This window comes from Pseudomonas sp. LP_7_YM, assembly GCF_004364435.1.
Classification (GTDB): Bacteria; Pseudomonadota; Gammaproteobacteria; order Pseudomonadales; family Pseudomonadaceae; genus Aquipseudomonas.
In genome coordinates this window covers 216,067-233,134 of the sequence record NZ_SOCT01000007.1, presented here as the reverse complement: position 1 = coordinate 233,134, position 17,068 = coordinate 216,067, and the positions used below count along the sequence as shown (strand labels likewise).

Here is a 17,068-nt window from a genome sequence, read left to right as displayed (position 1 = left end):
TGGTCAGCAAGCCATTGAGCCAGCTACAGTAACGACTTTCTGCCTCAGAGTTTCGTGCATGAACTTTCTGCGCCCCACACTGCTGACGCTTGCATGCCTGCTGGCGACCCCGACGTTTGCAGACGACCTGCCTTCGCTCGGCGACGCCAGTTCGTCCATCGTTTCGCCGCAACAGGAACATGACCTGGGCCGTGCATGGCTGGGGCTGCTGCGTGCGCAGGTGCCTCAGCTCTCCGATGCGCAGCTCAAAGACTTCGTCGAAGCATCGGTCTATCGCCTGGCCGAAACCAGCCAGGTGCAGGATCGCCGGCTGGAGTTCATCCTGATCAACACGCCGGAAATCAACGCCTTCGCGGCGCCCGGCGGGATCATCGGGGTCAACGGCGGTCTGTTCCTGCATGCCGAAACCGAAGGCGAGTACGCCGCCGTTCTCGCCCACGAACTGGCTCACTTGTCGCAACGCCACTTCGCCCGGGGCGTTCAGGCGCAACAACGCATGCAGGTGCCGGTAATGGCCGCGCTGCTCGCCGGTATCGTCATGGCTGCAGCAGGAGCAGGTGACGCCGGTATCGCGACCATCGCCGGTACCCAGGCTGCGGCGATTCAGGAACAGGCACGCTTCTCGCGGCAGAACGAAGCCGAGGCCGACCGCATCGGTATTCTCAATCTGGAAAAAGCGGGCTACGACCCGCGCAACATGCCGACCATGTTCGAGCGTCTGGCCCGTCAGTACCGTTATGACGCCAAGCCACCCGAGTTCCTGATGAGTCACCCGGTCACCGAATCGCGTATTGCCGACACGCGTAACCGCGCAGAACAGGCCAAGCCGGGCGGCAAGGAAGACAGCCTTGCCTATCAATTGATGCGCGCACGGGTCACGCTGATCTACGAAGAGACTCCAGGTATGGCTGCCAAACGCTTCCGCGCCCAGTTGACCGAAAATCCGAAAAACGACGCTGCTCGCTACGGCCTGGTCCTTGCGCAAACCAAAGCCGGGCAGTTGAACGAGTCCCGCGACAACCTGAAGCCGTTGCTGGACAAGGCGCCGGACAACATCACCTACAATCTGGCGGCGATCAATCTGGACATCACCAACAATCGCTTTCCCGATGCACAGCAACGGGTTAACCGGATGCTGGAGCTTTATCCGGACGATTACCCTCTGAATCAGGCCAGGGTCGATGTGTTGCTCAAGCAGTCCAAAGCCCCCGAAGCCTTGAAATCACTGGAAACCCTGCTCAAGAGCCGCCCGGACGATCCCGACATCTGGAATCAGGTGGCCGACACCCGGGGGCTCGCTGGCAACACCATCGGCTCCCATCAGGCCCGTGCCGAGTATTTCGCGCTGATGGGCGATTTCAAACAGGCGGTGCAACAGCTGGAATTCGCCAAGCGTCGGGCGAACAACAACTTTCAGCTGGCTTCGCGAATCGACGCACGTCAGCAGGAAATCATTGCTCAGGAGCGGGCGGTCAAAGAGATGATGAATTAGGAGCAGCTTCGAGTTTGACCCTCAAGCCTCAAGCCTCAAGCCTCAAGCCTCAAGCCTCAAGCCTCAAAAGCGACCGCAGTGAAACGGCGTTTTCTTGCTTGAGGCACCAGGCTTGGCGCTGCTTTCAAGCATTTCCCGAGCGCTTCAACCGCGCCGCCTGAGTGAAATCCAGCATCCGCTGCAGAGGTCGTATGGCATGGGGAATGATTGCCGGGTCGACGAGTATCTCATTGGTCCCTTCACGCAAGCACTGCAGGGTACGCGCCAGCGTATTCATGGCCATCCACGGGCAGTGCGCGCAACTGCGGCAGGCGGCGCCGTTGCCAGCAGTCGGGGCTTCGATAAAGATCTTGTCCGGGCACAACTGCTGCATCTTGTAGAAAATACCGCGATCGGTGGCCACGATGAACGTGCTGTTCGGTAGCGTCTGTGCGGCATTGATCAACTGGCTGGTGGAGCCCACGGCATCGGCCAGATCGATCACCGATTCGGGAGACTCGGGATGCACCAGAATGGCTGCATCCGGGTACAGCGCTTTCATGTCCTCCAACTGCCGGGACTTGAATTCCTCATGCACGATGCACGCGCCATCCCACAGCAGCATGTCGGCACCGGTTGCACGCTGGACGTAACGACCCAGATGTTTATCCGGCCCCCAGATGATCTTCTCGCCATTGTCCATAAGGCTTTCGACGATCTCCAGCGCGCAGCTTGAGGTCACGACCCAATCGGCGCGCGCCTTCACTGCGGCAGACGTATTGGCATAAACCACCACGGTTCGCTCGGGGTGCAGGTCGCAGAACGCAGTGAACGCTTCGACACTGCAGCCCAAATCCAGCGAGCACGTCGCTTCAAGGGTTGGCATCAGAATGCGCTTCTCAGGCGTCAGAATCTTCGCGGTTTCACCCATGAAACGGACGCCGGCGACCAGCACGGTCCGGGATGAATGGTCCCTGCCGAAGCGGGCCATTTCCAGGGAGTCGGAAACGCAGCCGCCGGTTTCTTCCGCCAATGCTTGAATCACCGGATCGCAATAATAATGAGCGACCAGTACTGCGTCCTGAGCCTTAAGTTCGGCAGCGATCAGACGGCGGTATTCGGCCTCCTCTTCAGGGCCCAGCGGTTTGGCCTGCTGGGCGTCCAGGTGCGCTTGTACCAGAAGGCGTTCGGAAATCTGAGTCATGTTCGCAAGACCTGAAAGCGCGTAAGCGCGAACGTCGTGTTTACACCTGGGCTGCAGGCAACGAATGAAGCCGCAAACCCTCACGGTAATGAAGTTTCCGGCCCTGTATGCGCATCGTAGCGCGCATATCAATAAGGAGTTCGCCGCGTGGTTCTCCCTTGCCGGGTCATCGTTTCAAGGACACCGGACAAGGGCTCTGGCGAAGCGGCGCGAATGTATCACGTGGCTTGTTGAGCAATCACTTACCGACGGCCACTCGTAAGCCAAGGCGTATTGCACCCCTCGGTTTCATCGGCACAGGCCGCATTGGCGCTGGCTACACGCTCTCTCAAGGCCGGGAAGCGATCTCGTCCAGATGAGCGAGCAAATCCGCTGCATCCTCATACACCCTCAATGCACCGGCGCGCTCAAGCTCGCCGATGTCGTAACCGCCGGACAGCAGACCGATGCCGGTCGCCTTGCAGCGGCGGGCCGCGAGCATGTCCCAGATGGCATCGCCGATCACCAGGCAGTCTTCAATGGGTACGCCCATGCGCTCGGCGGCTGCCAGGAACAGGTCCGGGTCAGGCTTGCCGTATTTGACGTCGTCGCGGGTGATGAGCTTGATCTCTTCGGCCTTCAGGCCCAGAGCCTTGAGATTGATGTGTGCGGTGTCGCTACCCCCGCTTGTGGCGATGCACCATTGCAGGCCGCTGCGGCTGAGTTCATTGAGCAGTTCGACCGCGCCAGGCAGCGCGGTGATCTGATGTTGAAGCCGGTCATAGGCCTCAGCGTGTTTGTCGCTGAGTTTTTTGGCCTGGTCTTCGCTGATGGCCTGACCCGTTTCACGAGACAGGGACTTGAGCATCAGCCCGCCGCTCATGCCGATCTTGCGGTGGATACGCCACATCGCCAAAGGAATTTGCTCAGAGTCAAGGGCCTCCTTCCAGGCAGCGACATTCTGGTAAACGCTGTCGGTCAGGGTGCCGTCCAGGTCAAAGATGAACGAGGTTTTCTGGCGCATGGAACTCTCCGTGGGTGAATCATCGCCCCGTTCTTAAAAACAACTCGATTCGGGGCGACGAGCACTGATGTTCAAAGGTACGGCTGACGGACTGGCTGCATGGGACCGCCGTTCGTGTTGTGTGCAAATAAACCGATGAAAGGTCACGCAGTTCGCTTGGCCCTGCATCTTGAAACGGCTTCGATACCACCGGCTACTTCACGGCACCGAGTAATTGCATGGCCCGGTGCAACGGATGACAGGAAGCGCGGCTGCCTTCACCATCGGCGTAACCGAAGACCCCTGCCGGACAATATCGACCGTCGTCCCAGCCCGGATAATCCAGAAACGGATACCAGCACAACCCTTCGATGGATACTCCGCGCGTGCTTGCCAACGCCAGCTGACTGGTGACGTAATTCAGCCAAGGCACCCGGTCATCACCTTCGGCCCCTGTTTCCGAGAGCAGCACCGGACGCCGATAACGCTGATGGACTTCCGCCAGCATGCCCGCCAGCGGGCGAAAATGCGGGTCGCCCTTGAGTACCTTGCCGGCATTGAGAAACCACTGATTGTGCGGATAGAAATTCGCGCCGATGACATCCAGGCAATCCTCGCGACCTCCCAACCCGGGCCATTGGCGCCCCGCCAGCAGATCCCAGGCCTCGAACTGCGACAGTCGATAGCCTTCGGCTCTGGCGATCTCGTGCGCACGACTTGAGCCAGCAATCACATGGATCAGCGGCTCGCATTGAACGAAGCGAGCATCAGGCGCGTGCTGACGGATGGCGTCGATTGCCGCGATGGAGGCCCGCACCAATTGATGCTTAAGCTCCTGCCCTCGCCCATGCGCGCAAGGGTTGAAATAACCCACCTCCCCGCCCGCCCAACTCCAAAACGAAATCTCGTTCACCGGCGAGTAAATCGGGCCGACCACGCCCTCCTCGACCATTAGCCTGGCGACGGCTGCTGCGAATCGGGCAAATCGTTCAACGAACTCTGGCTTCCAGATGTCCAGTCCGTCGGGATAGCCGTAGTGGCAAAGATCCCAGATCACCTGAATGCCGTGATCTCGGGCGGCGTGCAACAGCGGCAGGAAACTGCTCCAGTCGTAATGCCCCGGTCGCGATTCGATCAAATGCCAACGCAGCCCGTCACGCGCGCAGGCAATGCCGAGTCCGGCGAGCTGGCGATAGTCGTTGTCCACCCAACGGGCATGCCCGGTCGCGTGCTGCAGGTCGAGACGCCGACCGTCCGGTCGGCGTTGAGTCGCGCATTCGTAACCTGCCATCAGAAAGGAGTTGAACACGCCTGATCCGGATGTGCCCCCGCCTCCCATCGCCGCCGTCCGCTCGTCGTACTGCCCGCAGGTCACCCGGCCTCCAGCTTGACGGCACGGGGATTGCCTTGCAGTTCAGCCTCGATCCGTTGATAGAGCGCCAGTGCCTGACCCACCACCTGATCCATGTTGTAGTACTTGTAGGTGCCTAGCCGACCGAGAAAAGTCACGCCTGGCGTGTTGTCGGCCAGCGTGTTGTAGCGCTTGTACAACTCGGCATTCTCAGGACGGGGAATCGGGTAATAGGGCTCGCCTTCGGCACAGGGAAATTCATAGCTGATGCTGGTGTGGGCGTGAATCTGTCCCGTCAGGTGCTTGTATTCGGTAATGCGCGTATGGGGCACGGCAGGATCGGGGAAATTCACTACCGCTACATCCTGCAGCTGCGTTTGAGGCAGCGTTTCGTGCTGGAAGCGCAGCGACCGATACGGCAGTTTGCCAAAGCAGTGATCGAAGAACTCATCGATAGGACCGCAATAAATCAACTGTTTGTACTGCACCCGGTCCCGCACCACATTGAAGTCGGTGGCGAGCAGCAGATCGATACGCGAATGATCCAGCATTTGCTCGAACATGTGCGTGTAGCCCTGCGCAGGCATCATCTGGAAGGTGTCAGTGAAGTAACGGTCATCAGTGTTGGTTCGCGTCGGCACGCGAGACGTCACCGACCTGTCCAGCTCCGAGGGATCGAGCCCCCACTGTTTGCGGGTGTAGCCGCGGAAGAACTTCTCGTACAGCTCGCGTCCGATCTGGTTGATCACCACGTCTTCGGAGGTACGGATATTCGCCACAGGCTCGGCACGACTGGCGAGGAACGCTTGCGCCTGTTCTTCGTTCATCGACAGACCGAACAGCTCGTTCAGCGTGGTCAGGTTGATCGGTATCGGCACCAGATGCTCATCAACGCTCGCCAATACCCGATGCTCGTAGGGGCGCCACTCGGTAAATTGCGACAGATAATCGACAATTCGCTGGGCGTTGGTATGAAAGATATGCGGACCGTAGCGATGGATCATGATTCCCGCTGCGTCCTTGCAATCGTAGGCGTTGCCAGCGATGTGTTCGCGCCTGTCGATCAGCAGAACGTTCTGCCCCAGCCCCGCTGCCAGACGCTCGGCGATGACACTGCCAGCGAAGCCCGCTCCGACGATCAAATAATCGTAGGGCTGGTTGTCATGCAGGTGCGAAGGCCCGTCAATAGCCTCCTCCAGTGTTATCGCAGGCATTCGATGTGCCCCCTCATCGCCGAGCAGGTCGCATCCCAGGACATGCCCTCAAGCACCCTGTCTATGCGCGGCAGAAAGTCATCATCCTGTCTGGCAATCAGGGCCGCCTCGATTGCCAGGATGAACTCGCCAGCAGATTCAGCGATGGTCACCACGCCACTGTCGCCGTAACCCCGAACGACATCGCGCACCGGCGTGGACACCACAGGGCATCCACCCGCCAGGTATTCCGGGGTCTTGGTCGGGCTGATAAACCGTGTGGATTCGTTAATGGCAAACGGCATGAGCGTCACATCCCAGCCTGACAGATAGGCGGGCAATTGCGGATAACCCTTGCCACCCAGGTAATGAATGTTCGGTCTACGCGGGAGGGAGCCGGGATCGATCTTCACCACCGGGCCAATAATGACCACCTGCCAATCCGGCCGCTGCGCTGCCAGTTCGTCAACAAGGGCGATATCGAAGCGCTCATCGATCACGCCGAAAAAACCCAGTCGTGGATGGCCGATACCCGCCTGATCCGCAGGCTCGGGCAACGTCTGGCGGGCTGTAGCGAAATGCGCAATGTCGACACTGCTGGGCAGCGAGTAAGCGTTGCCGTGTTGTTCGCGCTTGGCCTCCCACAGGCTGTGTCCGCCCGTGAAAACCACATCGGCCCTGGCCATGAGCTGCCGCTCTTTCTCCAGCAGATCCGGAGGAGCGCCCTTAAAGGCCGAGAGCTCGTCCATGCAATCGAAAATAGTGACGCTCGCCTTTAGATGCTCGGTGAAGATCAGGCTCATCGGCGTCAGGTACCACAGCAGTAGCTCACTCGCGGCATGCTGCTTCAGATATTCATCGAGCAGCACGCGTTGCGCATCGGCGATTTGCTGCGGATGCAGCCCGTGAGGCAGGTGGGGCACCAGCAAGGTAATGCCCGGGACAGGCGAAGACACTTCAAGCCGCTGCTGCGGAGCATCAGTGAATATTGGCTCCTCGAAAAAAAGCACGTCGTAGTGCGTCGAAAGGTGGGACATGACGTGCTGCGGACGTTGATACACAAAGCCCCAGCGCAGATGTGACAAGCACAGCAGCGTGGGTCTGGCCAATGTCGCCTGCACGGAGCCTGCGTTAATACGCTCGGGAAGGAGTTGTGACGGCTGGGTTGCAAGGTTCATATCGAATTCCTTATCAGGGATGGAATCGAGACTGAAACCCACATTACCCAGGCTTCGACGGCACTCGTGTGCTGCAAATGTCGCCGCGTGATCGAGCTTCACGAGGTAACACTTCAAAACGTTTGAGGCTTTAGCTTCACACCCCGTTCAATACGCTGGCCGAAAAAACCGATGAAGCGTCTACCAGCGAGCATTTCGCTTGAACTCCTGAATCAGCATAGCGCCCTAATGCATAAGCGCTGATATCGCCCATCGGGTACAGGACGAATCAGCACATCCGGCAGTTCGCAGTCGCCGAGCCAACGGGTAAACGGAGACTGCAATGATTTTGATCACCGGCGGCATGGGGTACATCGGTACCCATCTGGTCCTTGAACTGATGAGCGGCGGCGAAGACGTCGTCATCCTCGATAATCTTTGCAACAGTTCACGTTCCACACTCCAACGGATTGTCCGCGTGGCAGGCAAGGCACCTGCATTCATCGAGGGGGATGTTCGACATCGCAAGACACTTGATCATCTGTTCAAGCGCTATCCAATCGATGCGGTGATCCATTGCGCCGGGCTAAAGGCTGTGGGTGAGAGCGTTCGGGAACCTCTGAGGTACTACGACACCAATCTGGGCGGCACCTTGACCCTTTGCCAGGCGATGGCGGGTGCCGGCGTTTTCACATTGGTGTTCAGCTCATCGGCCACCGTCTATGACGATTGCGCGATAATGCCCATTAACGAACGGTGCCGCACCGGCCACCCTTCCAGCCCCTACGGGCAGTCCAAACTGATGGCTGAAAATGTCATGAAAAGCATGGCGGAGGCCGACCCGCGCTGGTCCGTGGCCTTGTTGCGCTACTTCAACCCGATCGGTGCGCATGACTCGGGTCAGGTCGGGGAAATGCCTGCGCTGATGCCCAATAATCTGTTGCCCTATCTGCTTCAGGTGGCAAGCGGCCAACGCCCTTCCCTGTCTGTTTTCGGCAGTGATTACCAAACGCCTGATGGCACCGGTATTCGCGACTACATCCATGTGATGGATTTGGCCGAGGGTCATATCAAAGCGCTGCAAGCATTGAGATGCGCCCAGGGTCTTCACATCTGGAACCTGGGCACCGGGTTGGGACATTCGGTACTTGAGGTGGTCAAGGCGTTCGAGCGGGTCAGCGGCGTTGCTGTGCCCTTGGCATTCAAGCCGCGACGCGCAGGGGATATCGCCCAGTGCTGGGCCGATCCCGTGAAAGCGTCGAAAGAACTTGGCTGGAGAGCCCATCGCTCACTCGACTGCATGCTGGACGATGCCTGGCGCTGGCAGATGAGCTATCGGCGTGATGCCGCAGAGGTGCTGTTACCTGTCATTACCGGCACGCCGAGTCTGACAACGAGCGCTGGATCGCTATCGATATGAACCCTCCATCCACCGTTTTTTTCTTAATCAATGCTACGGCGGTCAGACGCCGTGAACTAAAAACCTCGCCGACAACTCCGCTGAGTAGTCATCCATAAAAACCGGAGAACCAAGATGAGAGCACTTACCTATCACGGCGTTCACGACGTCAAAGTCGACACCGTCGCCGATCCCGTCATTGAAGAAGCGGATGACATTATTCTGCGCGTGACCGCCACCGCCATCTGCGGATCGGATCTGCACCTGTACCGGGGCAAGATTCCGACTGTCGAGCATGGCGATATCTTCGGCCACGAGTTCATGGGTATCGTAGAAGAGGCCGGCACGGGGGTGACCGCTGTGAAGAAGGGTGATCGCGTTGTCATTCCTTTCGTGATTGCCTGCGGCGACTGTTTTTTCTGTCAGATGAACCTTTATGCAGCCTGCGAAACCACGAATACCGGGCGCGGCGCCATCATGAACAAGAAGGCCATACCGCCAGGCGCGGCGCTGTTTGGTTTCAGCCATCTCTACGGCGGCATACCCGGTGGCCAAGCCGAGTATGTACGCGTACCGAAAGCCAACATTGGCCCGTTCAAGGTGCCCGGCACACTGGCTGACGAAAAAGTCCTGTTTCTCTCGGACATTTTGCCGACGGCCTATCAAGCGGTGACCAACACCGGAATCGGCCCAGGTTCGAGCATCGCGATTTATGGCGCAGGCCCGGTTGGCCTTCTCTGCGCAGCCGTCGCCAAGATGCTCGGCGCCACACGCATCTTCATGGTCGATCATCACCCATACCGCCTCGATTACGCCCAACGTACCTACGGGGTCATTTCGATCAACTTCGATGAAGATGATGATCCGGCTGACACGATCATTCGCCAGACGCCAGGCATGCGCGGGGTTGACGGGGTAGTCGATGCCGTAGGTTTCGAAGCCAAGGGCAGCACCACCGAGACCGTTCTGGCAACGCTCAAGCTTGAAGGCAGCAGCGGTAAAGCCTTGCGTCAGTGCATTGCTGCCGTTCGCCGCGGCGGAACGGTCAGTGTTCCGGGCGTCTACGCCGGCTTCATCCACGGTTTCCTGTTCGGGGACGCCTTCGACAAGGGGCTGACCTTCAAGATGGGACAAACCCACGTGCAGCGCTTTCTGCCCGAACTGCTGGAGCATATCGAAAAGGGCGACCTGTCTCCCGAGGTCATCATCAGTCACCGCATGTCGCTGGAGCAGGCGGCTGAGGGTTACAAGATTTTTGACAAGAAACAGGAAGATTGTCGCAAGGTCATTCTGACGCCAGGCAGCAGTGCAATCCCGGCCCTGGAACCGCAAGCTTTCGACGGCGTACCGGCGTTGTAACGAACCTGCATGCAGAGGCGAATGATATGGAGATGACCGTGTTCTGGGTAGCGGCCGCTGTGATCGTGCTGGTTCTCGATCTGTGGGCCATTGCCAGCATCTGGCGAACCACACGCACGCAAGCAACCAAGCTGGGATGGACCGTGCTGATACTGGTGCTACCTGTCATCGGCGTCGCTATCTGGGGCATCGCTGGCCCCCGCGGCATCGCCGAACCGCCCTCCTCCGACGAGCACAGCAAGGGCTAGAGTCGAGGGACACAGCCGCACCACCAGGTGCGGCATTCCTTCTCGTAAAACGATTCAATCGCCTTCGGCAGCACCCTCTCTCTTCGCATTACCCTGGGCTCGCATCGTCGAGCAGCGCTTGGCCTCCTGCGCGGCAAGCAGCCAGCGGCAAGCGCCTCAATGTCCAGCGCTCTTGCTAGGCAACACCACCGATGAGCGTCGCGACAAGTTCCAGATACGCTCTGCCCAGTATTCCGGCGTGTGCGATGGATTCGCTGTAGACCTGCGTCTTGGTCTGAAAGTGATGGTAGAACGCACCACGTGTAGAGCGACCGTAGCCGTCGTAATGCAGGGACACTGCCAGGCGCGTCGTGTTGCCACTCATAAAAGAGACAACATCACCTGTAGACATGAAACCTATGGCGTCGGTCATTCCAGCGACGAATGAAAGGCCAGCCACCAGGCAGAGCCCGACGCGTCCCTGGAGCAGGGCTTCACGCCTTGATTCAGCGCTGACATCTACAATTTCGGGTAGCACCTCTACCTCGCCGGTTCGAATGAATGGGAGCCAGGCCGAGCTCGGTATGAATTGCTGAACCGAGCAGGCCACCGTTAAAGACAGACGCTGCGGCACAGCGCCTGCATTTCAACCGGATCAACGCATAAGCGCCGGCGCTGGGGCTCACAAATGATGCGTGAATCGCTCCACCGCCCCAACAACCTGGCGCGCGCCTTCCTGGATTTCCACAATCACACTGCCGGCCTGGTTGGCCAAGGACAGCCCGTGCTCGGCGTGCGCCCGGCTATTGCCCATGTCTCGTACCGTTTCGTCGACGAGTTTCTGATTCTGCTGTACCACGGCAACAATCTCTTCGGTCGCCGTGCTGGTTCGTCCCGCCAGCTGGCGCACTTCATCAGCGACGACCGCAAACCCTCGCCCCTGCTCACCTGCCCGGGCTGCCTCAATGGCCGCGTTCAATGCCAAAAGATTGGTCTGCTGCGCAATGCCGCCAATGGTCTGAACGATGGTGCTGATCAGCAGCGATTGCTTGCCAAGCGCCTCCATCCCGGATGAAGCAGAAAGCATCTGATCTGCAATCTCGGTCATGGTCTGCACAGTATCCTTAATGACGACGGCGCCGCGCTGAGCGCAAACGTCGGTTTGCTGAGAGACTTCGTAGGCAGTGCCTGCGGCGACGTTTATCTCTTCTTCCCGACGAACCTGGTCGGTAATTTCCGTCGCGAACTTGACGACCTTATAGAGGTGCCCCTGGGTATCGTGAACCGGATTATAGGTAGCCTCCAGCCAGATCTCTCGACCGTGGCTGTCCAGGCGCTTGAAACGATCGGCAACGTATTCCCCGGTGTTCAGGGTTTTCCAAAAAGCGGCGTATTCACTCGAAGAAGCGTATTTAGGGTCGCAGAAGATGCTGTGATGCTTGTTCTTGATTTGATCAAGCTTGTAGCCCATCACCTGCAGGAAAGCGTCGTTGGCGTTGAGTACTTTGCCTTCGAGATCAAATTCGATAATCGCGGTAGAACGTAAAAGCGCATTGATGAACGCTTCGTTTTCCCGGGCTTTATTAATAGCAACGGTCACGTCAGTGGCGAGGCATTTCATGTACAGCACGTTGCCCGCATCGTCCTTTATCGGCGACCAGGTCGCGTGTAACCAGATCAGCGAGCCATTCTTGTGTATGAACCGATAGTCGTCCGTTACAGCCACGCCTTTGGAGCTCGCGGATTTGAGGTTTCTGAAGCAAGGAAGAGAGGAAACGTAACCCGGGACTATATCAATCATGGGCTTACCGACTAACGCGGCAGCCTCATAACCGATCGCAGTGCAGAACTTTTCGTTGACCTCGGCAAGCCTGAAATCGGAGTCGACGGTAATTGACACCATTTCCGAGGAGAATGCCTCCTGCAGACGACGTAGCGAAACGAGCTCCGCTTCCATTCCATTAAGCTGGGCTTTGAGTTTTCTACTGAACATTTCAGTCCTGCCTGTAAGGGGAACCGCTAACGTTGTGTCGGCGCGTTACGCCACAAGTTTAGCCAGTCCAAAACCCTTCGCATGACTGAGTAGTGAAAACGTGCACAGCCGCTAATTTCTGGCTGAATAAGGAAGACGCCACGCCATCGAGAACCGGATTCGGCGCGTCAGGGTGCAGGCAGAATCAGCAAATGGTCTCAGGTTCAGGCAGTGCCTGCGTCAGATTGGCATAGAAAACACAACCTAGCCGGGTAAACAGACCCAGTGCTTCACGCAGATCTTCATCCTCGAACGTGACCGGATCGGATCGGAGTCGAGTACGCAGAGTGCGAGCTTCAGGACGTTGGTAGTGGCTTCTATTTCCGCAATCGCGCACCGCTCCTCCACCCAGAGCAACCGATGCGCAGACGTCAGTTCAGCAAGCATGCACGTTCTCCGGTAGTTAAGCCGCCTAGGGTGGTCGGCCCACGATACACAGTGGAGGAGAAAGCCGACGAGACAGAAGCGTACCGGAGTTTGGCGGCAAGACCGCTCGATCCTGACCGCTACAAAGGCGCTTGCGCACGCCCCTCACACTATGAGGCTGCTACCTGAAAGATCGCTACTCGTTGCGTCAGGCGGTCGGCCAGCGCGGTCAGTTCCTGACTCGCAGAAGCTATCTGCAGCGAGCCTGTGGCCGAGTGAAGGGTCGAATCGTGGATGCGGCTGACGTTTTGCGCGACGTCCTCAGCCACGGTTTTCTGCTGGATGGCAGCACTGGCTATCTGCGCATTCATTTGATTGATCTCGCCCACCACGCGGCTGATTTTCGACAGCGAAGATTGTGCGTTGCGCGTCTGATCCACCGTACGGCTGGCCAGTTCACAGCTGCCTCGCATGGTCTGGGCAGCGGCCTCGGTGCCCTCCTGCAAGGTGCTGATCATTTCGCGGATTTCCTCGGTCGACTGCTGGGTGCGAGTCGCCAGTGACCGGACTTCATCGGCCACCACTGCGAAGCCGCGACCGTATTCACCGGCGCGCGCGGCTTCAATGGCAGCATTGAGCGCCAGCAGGTTGGTCTGGGCAGCAATCGAGTTGATGACCCCGACGACCTTGTCAATCTGCTCGCTGTGCCTGGCCACCTGCTCTACCGTAGAGGTGGTGTCTGCCAGGGTTTCGGCCAGCTCTTCGATCGCTTTCGCCGTTTGTGCAACCAGAAGATTGCCGCTACTGACCTCTTCATGGGCTTGACGGGTGGCTTGAGCCGCCTGCGATGCATAACCCGACACTTCAGCGACGGTCGCGGCCATCTGCGTGATAGCCGTGGAAATCTGCTCGGCCTCGTAGGACTGCGCGTTGATCCGCTCATTGTTTGCGCCAGAAACCCTCGACAGCTCCTCCGAGGAAAGATTGACCTCTTGTGCGGCGAAACGGACCTGCGTAACGGTTTGCGCCAATTGATCAAGGGCGGTTTTCAGCACCCCCATAACGCTGGCCGGGTACTTCGTGACGATGGACTGGTGCAGATTGCCCGCCGCCAGCTGTTCGATCGCTCGGGCAACCTCGGCAGGTTCGGCCCCCAGCGTGGATTTGACAAAGCGGATGGTGAATACCGACAGCCCTAGGCTCAGCAGTAACGCAATGGCCGTTGCCACCAGCATGAGCCCACTGAAATGGCCTGCGGTTTTCTGCACCAGGTCAAGCTGCGATCTGATCGAGCCTTCCTCGAAATCAATCAGCAGATTAACGCGCTTGAGCCACTCGCCATAAAGCGCGGAGGTCTGGCTGAGCAACAGTGTCTGGGCCTGCGCGATGTTGCCGCTGCGGCGAAGTTCGATCACGTGTTGGGTCGAGGCCAGCGTGTCTTTCTCGATGTCCTTGATGGCCTGCAGCAATTGCTGCTCATGAGTGCTGGCGTTCGCGCCCCTCATTATCTGGTCCATCGGTGCGGCGGAGTCGACATACACCTGTTCCAGGTGTTTGATCTCGGCCAAATGACGCTCAAGATCGGCATCACCGGTGACCAGCACCGCGTCACGAATGGAAATCGCGCGGTTGTGCACGCTCCCACGAAAATTGATCGCGTAGCGCTGTATTTTTGCCGCGTTGGCGCTGACGTTGGTCAGGGTGGAGTCCATCAGCCCAACGCGCTGAATGCCCACAGCGGTGATGAGCACCAGCAGCGATACAACCATCGCGTAACCGAGACCGATGCGCGCAGCAAGTGATATTGGTTTTTTCATGATAAGTCTCAGGAGGTACGGAGGATGTATCAATAGGCCATCATCTGTGCGCAAAGATACCGGTTGGTTCCTGTCGAGCCCAATCTATATTTGCGCTCGTGGCGATAGAATTGACCAATGGACTTTTCAAGCCGTTAATCAATTACCGTCCTTGCAACTGCCCGACATCCACAGAGGAAGCGTGCTGGAAATGGATCCAACTGATCACTTCCAATGATTGCATTAACGCGCCACACCCACCTTCCGTCGGCAGCAAAGTGGATAACTTGAACGCAACGCGCTGACGTTAGGTCGAGTAACTGGCTGGCAGCAGTTGAATATCAGGTCAGCAATCCCCTAAACGTTACCGGACGAGATAAATAAAAATGGCCAGAACTACGATAGAAGACCTGTTTATCCACGAGCTATCCGACGTATACAGCGCAGAGAAACAGATCACTAAAGCATTACCCAGGCTGGCACGGGCTTCGACTAACCCCACACTTGCCGAGGCGTTCAAATCGCATCTGGAGGAAACTCAAGGCCAGATCGAGCGTATTGATCAAATCGTTGAAATAACAGGTTTCAAACTCAAGCGAATGAAGTGTGTAGCCATGGAAGGGCTGGTTGAAGAGAGCAAAGAGCTTCTCGATGAAATCGAAAAGGGCGAAGTGCTTGATGCAGCACTCATCGGCGCCTGCCAGAAGGTTGAGCACTATGAGATAGCGTCCTACGGCACATTGATCGCGATGGCTAAACATCTCGGCAAAGACGACGTCGCAGCACTTCTAACAGCAACCCTTGCAGAAGAAAAAGGGGCAGATGAGAAATTGTCGGCCATTGCCGAGCAAGGCGGTAATCAAGCTGCGACCCTGACAAAAAAGAAGGCCTGAGGGAATAAACCCGTTCGTTAAACACGAACGTGTAGATTCTCTCGACAGCCCGTGCCTTGCGCGGGCTGTTTTTTTGAGCAGGACGTTTTAGCAACATGCCGCCCGCCGCGGCCATCAGGGAGCAGGACATGAAATCATCGGAGCATCAGCCGAGCAACGCGTTGAAGCGTGCAGTGAACGGCCCCATGCTGCTGCTGTTTATTTTGGGCGACGTATTGGGCGCAGGGGTATATGCACTGGCGGGCACCATTGCCGGCGAGGTAGGAGGGGCGGTCTGGGTTCCCCTGCTGATTGCATTGTGCTTTGCGCTGCTGACAGCTGGCTCGTATGCCGAACTGGTGACCAAATACCCGCATGCTGGCGCTTCAGCAGTCTTCGCCGGTAAAGCGTTCAATTCTCCCCTTCTCTCTTTTCTGGTCGGCTTTTGCATGCTCGCTGCGGGCGTCACCAGCGCGGCGGGACTGTCAGTGGCCTTCGCTGGCGACTACCTGGCTCCGTTCATCGATATCTCGCCGAATATCGCAGCATTGGTGTTCCTGGTGATCATCGCCCTGCTCAACGCGCGAGGGATCAAGGAATCGCTGACGGCGAATGTGGTGATGACTGTCATAGAGGTCTCGGGCCTGCTGCTCGTCGTGCTCGCTGGCGCTTGGTTTTTTCGCAGCGGGCATGCCGATATTGGACGGGCGCTGGAGTTCAAGGCGGGGATCAACCCTACGCTCGCCGTGCTCAGCGCTGCACTGCTGGCCTTCTATTCCTACGTCGGGTTCGAGACTTCAGCCAACCTGGCCGAAGAGATCCGGGATGTGCGCAAGACCTATCCCCGTGCGCTGTTTGGGGCATTGCTGATCGCTGGTGCGATCTACATGGCAGTCGCAATCGCTGCCGCGGCGGTCATGCCGGTGGAGCGTCTGGCTACCTCCTCAGCGCCACTGCTGGAAGTGGTGAAGGCCTCAGGCTTGGGCATCCCGCCATTGCTGTTTGCCTTTATTGCGCTGGTCGCCGTGGCCAATGGCGCATTGTTGACGATGATCATGTCCAGCAGACTGGCCTACGGGATGGCGCGACAAGGCCTTCTGCCGCAGGCCCTGTCGAGGGTTCTGCCGCAGCGCCGCACCCCGTGGGTAGCGATTCTCGCCACCACTGCCGTGGCAATAGTGCTTACCCTGACCGGCTCACTGGCAACCCTGGCGCAGACGGTGGTGTTGCTCCTGCTGTTCGTGTTCATCAGTACCAATCTGGCAGTTCTGGTGCTGCGCCGGGATGTGGTGGAAGCCAAGCATTTTCGGGTCCCGACCTGGGTTCCCGTGCTCGCCATCGCCTCATGCCTTCTGCTGCTGACCCAGCAGACCGCGGATACCTGGCTGAGAGCAGGCGCCATGCTGCTGGTCGGTGTGCTGATGTATGCCCTGACCCGTGCCGGCGGTTTACGTCCGGTCACCAACGATAACTTCCAGGCACCCGGTGAGTCGGAAGGCTGAGCCTGTGCTGCAAGATCTGCCTATTGAGCTGCTTTGCAGACGACTGGTCAGATAGCTTCACAAATACGAGGAACTCGGCGTCAAGCTTTCTCTCCCTTCTGTATCAGGCAGTGCGAAGCAATTCATGGCCTGAGAAAACGGCGATGCCACCCCTGCG

Annotated in this window: 12 protein-coding genes and 3 pseudogenes; 6 read left to right on the top strand and 9 right to left on the bottom strand. The window is 58.2% G+C overall.

Annotated elements, in window-relative coordinates:
- Positions 1-58 precede the first annotated feature (58 nt).
- Complete coding sequence (locus EC915_RS17865) at positions 59-1,492, top strand: M48 family metalloprotease (RefSeq protein WP_133751842.1); 1,434 nt, start codon at positions 59-61, stop codon at positions 1,490-1,492.
- A gap of 124 nt (positions 1,493-1,616) precedes the next feature.
- Here EC915_RS17865 and nadA read toward each other — a convergent pair whose 3' ends face one another.
- From nadA to EC915_RS17840, 5 genes are all read right to left on the bottom strand, one after another.
- A complete protein-coding gene (nadA, locus tag EC915_RS17860; RefSeq protein WP_133751841.1) occupies positions 1,617-2,675 on the bottom strand; it encodes a quinolinate synthase NadA in 1,059 nt (352 codons plus the stop codon).
- Positions 2,676-3,003: 328 nt separating this feature from the next.
- Positions 3,004-3,678, bottom strand: coding sequence for an HAD family phosphatase (locus EC915_RS17855; RefSeq protein ID WP_133751840.1), 675 nt, complete (start codon positions 3,676-3,678; stop codon positions 3,004-3,006).
- Positions 3,679-3,871: 193 nt separating this feature from the next.
- Entirely contained in the window at positions 3,872-4,996 is a 1,125-nt protein-coding gene (locus tag EC915_RS17850) for a beta-glucosidase (protein ID WP_133751870.1), read from the bottom strand.
- A 32-nt stretch (positions 4,997-5,028) separates the two neighbouring features.
- Positions 5,029-6,222, bottom strand: a complete 1,194-nt coding sequence (glf, locus tag EC915_RS17845) for a UDP-galactopyranose mutase (RefSeq protein ID WP_133751839.1) — start codon at positions 6,220-6,222, stop codon at positions 5,029-5,031.
- A complete protein-coding gene (locus EC915_RS17840) occupies positions 6,210-7,379 on the bottom strand; it encodes a glycosyltransferase family 1 protein (RefSeq protein ID WP_133751838.1) in 1,170 nt (389 codons plus the stop codon). The genes glf and EC915_RS17840 overlap by 13 nt, the downstream gene beginning before the upstream one ends.
- A 322-nt stretch (positions 7,380-7,701) precedes the next feature.
- Between EC915_RS17840 and galE the strand changes: the two genes are divergently transcribed.
- The 3 genes from galE to EC915_RS17825 all read left to right on the top strand — a co-directional run bounded on the left by galE (position 7,702) and on the right by EC915_RS17825 (position 10,364).
- Positions 7,702-8,778: a UDP-glucose 4-epimerase GalE gene (galE, locus tag EC915_RS17835; protein WP_133751837.1), complete on the top strand. Its 1,077-nt coding sequence runs from the start codon at positions 7,702-7,704 to the stop codon at positions 8,776-8,778.
- A 114-nt stretch (positions 8,779-8,892) separates the two neighbouring features.
- Positions 8,893-10,116 (top strand): zinc-dependent alcohol dehydrogenase, encoded by a 1,224-nt coding sequence (locus tag EC915_RS17830; protein ID WP_133751836.1) that lies wholly within the window; start codon positions 8,893-8,895, stop codon positions 10,114-10,116.
- A gap of 32 nt (positions 10,117-10,148) precedes the next feature.
- Complete coding sequence (locus EC915_RS17825; RefSeq protein WP_372237922.1) at positions 10,149-10,364, top strand: PLD nuclease N-terminal domain-containing protein; 216 nt, start codon at positions 10,149-10,151, stop codon at positions 10,362-10,364.
- Positions 10,365-10,662: 298 nt separating this feature from the next.
- Here the strand turns inward: EC915_RS17825 and EC915_RS17820 are convergent.
- From EC915_RS17820 to EC915_RS25685, 4 genes and pseudogenes are all read right to left on the bottom strand, one after another.
- Positions 10,663-10,869: pseudogene (locus EC915_RS17820) on the bottom strand (DUF1275 family protein); the annotation flags it as partial.
- A gap of 156 nt (positions 10,870-11,025) precedes the next feature.
- Positions 11,026-11,460, bottom strand: a pseudogene (locus EC915_RS25695) (methyl-accepting chemotaxis protein); the annotation flags it as partial.
- 96 nt (positions 11,461-11,556) lie between these two features.
- Positions 11,557-12,300, bottom strand: a pseudogene (locus EC915_RS25690) (PAS domain-containing protein); the annotation flags it as partial.
- Positions 12,301-12,911: 611 nt separating this feature from the next.
- Positions 12,912-13,625, bottom strand: coding sequence for a methyl-accepting chemotaxis protein (locus tag EC915_RS25685; RefSeq protein ID WP_372237921.1), 714 nt, complete (start codon positions 13,623-13,625; stop codon positions 12,912-12,914).
- A 1,298-nt stretch (positions 13,626-14,923) separates the two neighbouring features.
- Here EC915_RS25685 and EC915_RS17805 point away from each other — a divergent pair.
- Positions 14,924-15,430 (top strand): ferritin-like domain-containing protein, encoded by a 507-nt coding sequence (locus EC915_RS17805; RefSeq protein ID WP_133751832.1) that lies wholly within the window; start codon positions 14,924-14,926, stop codon positions 15,428-15,430.
- 128 nt (positions 15,431-15,558) lie between these two features.
- The gene (locus EC915_RS17800) at positions 15,559-16,911 is read left to right on the top strand and encodes an APC family permease (RefSeq protein WP_166651018.1); all 1,353 of its coding nucleotides are present in this window, start codon (positions 15,559-15,561) and stop codon (positions 16,909-16,911) included.
- Positions 16,912-17,068: the final 157 nt, after the last annotated feature.